6 protein-coding genes and 1 pseudogene are annotated in these 8,293 nt (G+C 41.1%); all 7 read right to left on the reverse strand.

The window, feature by feature from the left end; translation table 11 throughout:
- Positions 1-1,580, reverse strand: a 1,580-nt coding sequence (locus tag MK403_RS09415) for a KxYKxGKxW signal peptide domain-containing protein (RefSeq protein WP_268709677.1), incomplete at its 3' end; no start/stop codon positions are given.
- Between the two features lie 436 nt (positions 1,581-2,016).
- The gene (locus tag MK403_RS09420; RefSeq protein ID WP_084945370.1) at positions 2,017-2,193 is read right to left on the reverse strand and encodes an XRE family transcriptional regulator; all 177 of its coding nucleotides are present in this window, start codon (positions 2,191-2,193) and stop codon (positions 2,017-2,019) included.
- Positions 2,194-2,261: 68 nt separating this feature from the next.
- Positions 2,262-3,590 (reverse strand): accessory Sec system glycosylation chaperone GtfB, encoded by a 1,329-nt coding sequence (gene gtfB / locus MK403_RS09425; protein WP_000562905.1) that lies wholly within the window; start codon positions 3,588-3,590, stop codon positions 2,262-2,264.
- 27 nt (positions 3,591-3,617) lie between these two features.
- On the reverse strand, positions 3,618-5,147 hold the full coding sequence (gene gtfA, locus MK403_RS09430; protein ID WP_268709678.1) for an accessory Sec system glycosyltransferase GtfA: 1,530 nt from the start codon (positions 5,145-5,147) through the stop codon (positions 3,618-3,620).
- A 14-nt stretch (positions 5,148-5,161) separates the two neighbouring features.
- The gene (locus MK403_RS09435) at positions 5,162-5,848 is read right to left on the reverse strand and encodes a hypothetical protein (protein ID WP_084945364.1); all 687 of its coding nucleotides are present in this window, start codon (positions 5,846-5,848) and stop codon (positions 5,162-5,164) included.
- A 255-nt stretch (positions 5,849-6,103) separates the two neighbouring features.
- On the reverse strand, positions 6,104-7,279 hold the full coding sequence (locus tag MK403_RS09440; protein ID WP_084947062.1) for a family 1 glycosylhydrolase: 1,176 nt from the start codon (positions 7,277-7,279) through the stop codon (positions 6,104-6,106).
- 51 nt (positions 7,280-7,330) lie between these two features.
- Positions 7,331-8,293, reverse strand: a pseudogene (locus tag MK403_RS09445) (hypothetical protein); the annotation flags it as partial.

Here is an 8,293-nt window from a genome sequence, read left to right on the forward strand (position 1 = left end):
GAGCGACTTGCTGAAGCACTTTGGCTTGCTGTTGCTGAGCTTGATGCTGATTGGCTAGCACTGATGCTTGCTGATACAGAAGCTGAGTGGGATTGATGTGCGCTAAGCGATGCACTCGCTGAAGCTCTTTGACTTGAGCTTACTGATTGGCTTGCTGATGTCGACTTAGAGATGCTACCGTTACCATCAATAGTCATTGAGAAGCCTCTTATCGGGAATCTCCTTTGATTTGTTCCCTCATTTTGCAGTGCTGCAAAATATGTAAGTGATTGAGGATTCTCTGGAACAGTACCATAAACTCTCATCTTAACATCAGGGCCACTAGAAGTAAATTTATATGTTATCCAGTCACCATTTGGTTTAATCCGTCTGTAGTTATCTATCAGAGTTAGTTTAGCTGGATGTACAAATTGGTTTGTAGAGTTTCTGTGATGGATAGTTACAGTGAAATTGAACTTTTGACCAGGTTGGAGAACAACATTCCCAGGTCCATCTATGACCTGAAGTCTCGGAGCCCAATCAAATCCTTCATCACCTGGTTGTGGCAACCTACGGAAACCTGAATAACCAGCACTACGGAAACCTGACTGACCTGCTTCTTTTGGTGAATTATTTACAGCCTTATCTGCTTTTTGGTCTTTCTCAGCTTGCTTGGTTGTATCCTTACCTTGGGCTTGGTTCTTATCCGCTACAACACCAGCTGCGATATTGTTGCTGGTCGTTGCTGCTTGACTTGTGCTAAGAGCTGCACTTGCCAAACTTTGGTTAGCACTACCTGATACAAGACTTGCTGCAGGGTTGACCTTAAGGTTGAGCGATGCAGAAGTTGAGGTAGACACAGAAGCCTGAGCTGACGGTTCGCTAACAACTGATGTACTCTCAGCTACAGAGGCAGGTGCTGGAGCGCTTGCTGACTCTGATGGTGCAGAGCTTACTGAGGCAGATGTTTTTGCGCTTGCTGAGACTGATGCAGGAGCTGATGTTGATTGACTCGCTGACTCAGATGCTGGAACAGTTGACTGACCTGCTGATGTTGAAGCACTTGCAGATGCTGACTGACTAGCTAAAACTGACTGACTTGCTGAGGCAGATTGACTGACTGAAGCTGACTGACTCGCACTCACTTGAGCCTCAACAGATTGACTGACTGATACAGAAGCTGAGGCAGATGCTTGTTCTGCTTGAGCTTTCTTTACTTCTGCTTGCGCTTGAGCAATGATTGAGTTAGTACTTGTTTCAGCTGCTTTTGGTTCAGCAGCGATGACTGTTTTATCCTTTTCTTTGTACTCAGATGTTTCATCCGCATATACAGTTTGCTCTTGAGTCACCACAAAGCCTGCAGCCCCCGCGGCCAGGATTCCCCCTATACCCGCTAGCGTGTTAAAACTAAGGTGTGCGTGATCAAGTTCTTCAGTGTCTGACAGGGTACTAGAGACAACTTCGCCCATCCCACCGATACGGAAGAGATCCAATTGAGAGTTCGAGGCTTTTACCCAGTTTTTACCCGACTTGTAAAGCTTGTAACGCTTTTTCTCATCTACGATCTCGAAATCTTTGTTAAATTTTTTACTTCGAAACATTCGATTCCTTTCTTTTATCCAAATGCGACCCTTTGTTAACCTCATGATCATTAACAAAGCGTAATTGCGCTGCCCTCTCAAAACCAAAGCCAATAAAAGCCGCAGTCAGTCTCAGTTTTTATCCCTTTGACTCAGAAAAAGCAGATTCCATCTGGGATATACCAGTTGTTTTTATCTAGTATATACCATTTATCATTCTACCAAAACGGCTCCTCCTTTTCAAGTATTTATACTCGAAATAACCAATGAAAACGCCTAATTTTTTACCTAAAATTCGCTTTTAAGGCTCAAATAATTGAAAGCATTTTATTATCTTTCGAAATCCCTACTTTTCCCACCCTTTCACCCTAGTTCAGTTAGACAGGAACAAAAAACCTTGACGAGCAAATCGTCAAGGTTCATCTTTTCTGGAGACCACCTCCATCCAGAAAAGTTCCTAAAAAAAGCGTCCCAACTGCATGAGTAGTGTGACCAAAAGAGTTACGAGAAAGAGAACTCCGCCCAGCACGGCAATCATGCTGAAATCTTGCTTCTCCCTTTTTAGGGGTTTCTTTCGATTATCTAGCTGTTCTCGTATATGTTCTTGTAAAATGCCATTGTCTTTATTAGACATGTGCTCCTCCTTTTCTATTGATAGAAAGGAACTTGCTTTCATCGAAAGCAAGCCCTTGTCTTATTAGCTTATAAAATTGCCTTGTAGGCTTCCAGATCAGCCTGATTCGCCGCCTGTTTTTGCTTAGCAAGGGCAGCCTCCATCTCAGATGGAAGAGAGAGAACTCCCTGAATCTTACCTACCATGGCTGATACATTTTCCACCGGATAAATGTGGCTTTCTGCAACGAAACGATGATTGTGGCAAGTCGTTTCAAAACTGAGAATCAGCATATTATTCTCAAAAGCTGTTCGACTACCATTGAGAATTTCATCACTGATATTGATATCCAGATACAAGTCACAGCGAGCAAAGAGCTCATTCACCTTAGCTGGACGAATATTAGGGTAGAGGGAAATATTCGGATAGCGATTTAATTCCATTAAACGACTTGACATCTCCGTGATTGCTCCAATATGGAAATGAACATTTGGTAATTGAGTCAAAAGTGGCTCAATTTGCTCGATTTGGTCACTATTCGTCAGAATCAAAGCTTCTGGATTCATATTATTGAGGCGATGGTATTGATAGAGATAACCAACATTGCGGAAGTAACTCTTCTCTTTTGGTGTCGCAAGTTTGAGGATCTTATCATAAACTTGCTTATCCTGTACTGCGATACGGATGTTGCGATGAGGCAACTGCATCGCTGCTTTCATGTTACCCGGCAACTCCTCTCCAATCGGCTCCTGCCAGAAGAGAATATCCTCTGCTCGTCCTTCTTTCGGAGTCAGACCAACGGCTACTAAAAATGGTGTTGCTAGAGAATTGTAGATAATGCGATCTGTATCATATCCACGATATCGCAAGTAAAAGATTACAAACTCTTGCTTAGAATTGAAAATATGGCGTTTTCCATCAAGAGTTAAGACAATATCCTCTGTTAGATGATTTTCCATAATCACCGTTACGTTATCTTGATTAAAGTAGCGTGTATGAGTTGGACGTTGGGCATCATCATAAGTAATCTGTGCAAAGAGACGTCCCTTGCGATTGTAAATGTCTGCAGCGCGTACACGACCTTGATCATCCAGCCACTCAACTGCACGCACGCGACGTTCGTGTGTTGGTTGACGGTAAAAGATATTGGCACGTTTCTTACCCATATCCAAGATTTCACCATTAACATTGCTCGAGCGGATTTCCCACAAATGAGGTTTCGGAACAAGGTTAAAATAAAGAGGTAGATCGTCCTCTGAAGCCACATCTCCAGTAAAGTAACTGTAAGGCGACTCGACATCAGGTGCGAGGTAGCCATCGTCTCGGATCACGACAACAGGGCAGTCTAGCCCAGCTGCCTTAAGTGAACGTAGTAAATCAAAACTCGCTTGATCATAGCGTTCAAATAAACAAATCATAGTGTTTATGCCTTTCTTTTCGAATCCCTACTGATGCTGTGCAGATTGAACAAGATCATACCAACGCTGGGCAATATGTTCATCAAGATATGGTTCTGCCACCTCGTAGGATACACGGGATAGATCTTCTTGGGAATGTTGAGTAAATAGCTGGACAATCTTTTCTGCGTATTCCGTTGTCATTGCATCCAGATCATCTGGACGCGCCTCAGGAATCAAGTAGCCATTTTCCCCATCACGGATAAAGGTTGGATTTCCATAACGTACATCAAAACCAATAATTGGCAGACCAGAGCCAACTGCCTCTAACAAGGTCAAACCAAATCCTTCACTTGTGGAGGCAGAGAGGTAAGCAGAGTAATTTTGATAAACATCTGCCATGTGGTGATGCCCCATCAGACGGATATAGTCTTCTGCATTTAACTCATGAATCAACTGCTCCAACATATCTCTTTCGCCACCCGTGCCATAGATATCAAAAGTGATTTCAGGTAATTGCTCATGTGCCTTCACTACAGAGTGAATCAACCAATCAATATGCTTTTCACTGGCCAAGCGCGAAGCTGTAATCAATCCAAACGGCTTGCGCTCTCCTTCTGGATGACGCAATTGATCCAAACTTCCCACCGGAATAGTCAAGATTTCCTTTGGTTTGATGGTTGTATATTGAGCGAATTGTTCTTTGAGTAGGTTCGTTTGCGCATCGGTCGAGTTAATGATATAGTCCACTTCGTCAGCATATTCGAACTGATACTCATAATAGTTATTCCATAAAATATAGTCTTTCTCAGCAGGATTTTCACTAAAGTGGTCTGCATGAACGATTACGACTAGCTTTGCAGCGCCCTTATTAGCAAAGATAGCTTGACCAATATCTGTCTCTCGGTCTAAGATCAACAAATCTTTGTCCGTCAGAGACAGACTTCTCATAAAATGCGCGACAAACTCTTGCTTAGAATAGAAAACATGATTTGGGAAACGATAGACTTGCGTCTCCTGTCTACCATCGACTTCATTGATGATTTCTTCATAGGCCACACTACCATCTTCATTGAGCCAGGTACGTTGATATAATTGCGCATGACCATTCATCGGACTAAAATACTCGACAAAATTCTTCGTATAAGTGTAGTACTCTTTTTGAATCAGGCAACCACGCGAAACAATTTCGGCGCGTTCAATCAACTCTTTATCCATATCACAGGCATAACAAGTTACAAAATCACCATCACCAAATACTAATCGAATCGTCTTCATATCGGTGTCGCGGATAATTTCGAGAGGCTCTTTATCGAAACTCGCTAAGACCTGCGCTAACGTATAGGTCGTCGGTGCAATTTTGACATCTGTAAAATGCTGATAAAGCCAGATAACCTCAGAGTCTTCAAAGCCGATATTCTTTGTCAAATGTTCAATGTTATCAGCAGATATAAAATCCATAAAGATGAACTTCGCTTCTAAGCCAACACTACGAAGCAATTTTGCACGGTAGATCTGCGCATATTCTACACCGCTACTCGCCCAGCCAATCCCCAAATTGATGTTATAAATTGTCATATTTGATTATCCTCTTACAAAAAGTTATCTCGTTTAATTCTTGAAAGACGTTTGATTCTCTTGCCCTTATCATCATCTAACTTATCTTCGTCTTTCTTTTTAGGTTTTGCGCGACGTGAAGTGATGTAGCTGACAGAGATGGTACTATCTGTTCCTGTTTTTGCAAGGGGTTGTTCGAGATGGACTTTCTCTCTCTCAGGCACCACCTCTTCTTTCTCCTTAGCAACTTCTTCTGGTCTATCAAGTTCTTTACGCAATTCTTGAATTTTTTTGATATCTTTTGGTTTACCATCGATATCGTCCAGTTCTAGAAAATCATCAATTCGACTAATGATGTTTTTAATTTTTTCTTTTTGTAAATTATATAATCTCTCAGCCTCTGCCCGTTTTTTGGTCAGAGTATCGATCTCTTCGAGAATAGATTCTCTCGTATCCAAGTAGTCTTTTTGTGCCTTTTCTAAAACTTCTTTAGCTTCTTTTTCAGCCCTATCATGAGCTTCAATGACAAGAGATTTGGCATAAATGACTGCTTCACCGATCTCTTTTTCTTGATTCTTCATAGAGTCGATTTTTTTACGTAGGGATTCGATTTTTTCATTCTTCTTTTGAATTTCACGATCGAATCCTTCCTCTAATGCTTCGATACAATCTTCGACTTCCTTAGCACGGTAGTTACCGAACAATGTTTTCTTCAGTCTCATTTTGCTCCCTCTATTCCTTACTTATTCTGATTTACACCACTACTTCCCATTGTAGCATAAAATAGCGCAAATTGCTATTCTTTTCTAAGCTCCAAACAAGGAAAATATCCTAAGCTGCTATCAAGCAAAACCCGAACTTAGCTTAAAGTCCATCTATTTCTAAAAAAATGTCTGATTGATAGATCAGACATTTTCAAAAGTAAAAATACGAACACTACTTCTAGGGTAGAAGAAATTCAGTTATTACTTCCTATTTTAAAAATTTAATTCCGTCCAAGTAAGTGGTGTATAGCCAAGTAATTCCACACCATCATACTCGACTGTTTTCACGATCTCTTGGATGTTTGTTTTCAATTCTTCAGTTGCTACACTATTTGAATCATCCAAGACCACATCATCTTCCACGACGAAGAGTGGTTTTTGGTAACGATCATAAAGATTGTTCATCACGAGACGAAGTCCCACAGAATCTATGCGATTTTGATTTTGGCCATTATTTGCATATTTGTTGATAAAAACTTCTTGGGAATTGCTTGATGCATAATAACTGAAGCTGACAAAGTCAATTTTCCCATCTCTTAGGACAAAGAGGTCGTCATTTTCAATATCCAAGGCGATTTGATCACGTTCCAAACGACGCAAAAAGTGATTTGGGTAGTATCCACGAACTTGCACATCTGTAAACAAATAATTTTCCCTATCTTTGACTTCTGCTTCCATTACATCAATAGCATTTTCAGTTTGCTGACTGTAGTTTTTACTAACAACCATCATCCCACCAAACTGAAACTCTGGGTTGATTGTTTTTCCAAGCTTGATTGCACGTGCAGAAGCAACTAATTGATAATGAGCTGCTTGCCAAATCACCTGTTCTTGATTGTCATCTGCTCCAAAAGACAATCCTCCACCAAGAAACGGCAAATGGTGCAAAACGTTGAACTCATTGAAGGTAATCCAATACTTCACTTTGTCCTTAAAGTACTGAAAGACCGCTTCTGCATAACGCTCAAAGAGTTCAATCATCTTGCGGCTTTTCCAAGCTCCATATTTTTCGTATAGATTCAGCGGAAGGTCAAAGTGACTCAAGGTCACAATAGGTTCGATATCTTTTTCTAATACGTCGTCGATGATTGCTTCATAATATTTCAACCCCTCTTCACTCGGCTGCAGCTCTTCACCATTTGGAAAGATGCGTGCCCAAGAAATCGAGATTCTATAGGCATTAAAACCCATTGATTGAATTAAATTCAGCTCTTCCGTATAGTCTCTCTGACCTACTGAAGCAAATCTCCCTAGGATATCATAAGATCCTAAAGGTACATTTTTGTAGTCAACTGTTCCATTCAGAACTTCTATCCGAGACTGGTCAACTGGTAATACATCTGTAGTACCCAAACCTTTGTTACTATTTGACATCATATTTCTAATCATAGTGGCTCCTTTTGATTTTTATTATTTCTATTTAATGATTGCAAGTTCTGTTTAGAAGGATTTCTCATCTTCCCTTTTTTGAGTAATAGCAGCCAAACCAGACAATTCACTTGCAACATTTCTTAAGTCACGTGCTAGGGGCTGCGAACCTGGTCTGAGTAGGTGATAGAGTTGGCGTTCCGTCATCCTTAAATTTGTTCCATTTGATTCTGAATAGTGAGACAGATGTTTCAGAGAGTCTTGCAAATCTACATTCTTTATTGATTCCTCTCTATTTTCAAGCTCCTGTTGCTCCTCAGCAATATGTGTTTGAGACGATCCTTCTTCAGAAATTTCAGGTGTCATCACTTCTTGCACTTTTTGCTGGTGAGTTAGAGGGCTCATATCCAGTTCAGAGAGGCTCTTATACAGACGTTCCGAAGTATGCAAGTCATGCGCAAATACTTCTGTCTCCGCTACACTCTGTCTGTAGGAACCAAATTCTGATTCTAACATACTATAGGATTGAGATAGGGATGCTTTCCTGAAACTCACCGAATCAGCTACACTCTGACTTTGACTTAAAGATTCAGATATTTGTTGACTTTGACTTAAGGATTCGGACTCACTGAGATAGAGGATTTCGCTCAAACTTAACGACTCGGACTCAGAAAGTAGATGAGAAATCATCTCACTCAAGGAAAGAGATTCAGAAATCGATTCCCATTCACTCTGGCTCAGGCTATAGAACTCAGACTCGGAAACACTCTGACTTGCTTGCTCCGATTCGGAATAGCTCCACCACTCTGATTCTGAGTGACTTTGAGATTCGGATATGGATTCCCATTCACTCTGACTCAGGCTATAGAACTCGGACTCGGAAACACTCTGACTCGCTTGTTCTGATTCAGAAGAACTCCACCACTCTGATTCTGAAGAGCTTTGGGATTCGGAAATCGATTCCCACTCACTCTGGCTCAGGCTATAGAACTCGGACTCGGAAACGCTCTGACTCGCTTGTTCTGATTCAGAAGA

The organism is Streptococcus oralis (genome assembly GCF_026782285.1).
GTDB classification, from domain to species: domain Bacteria; phylum Bacillota; class Bacilli; order Lactobacillales; family Streptococcaceae; genus Streptococcus; species Streptococcus oralis_CG.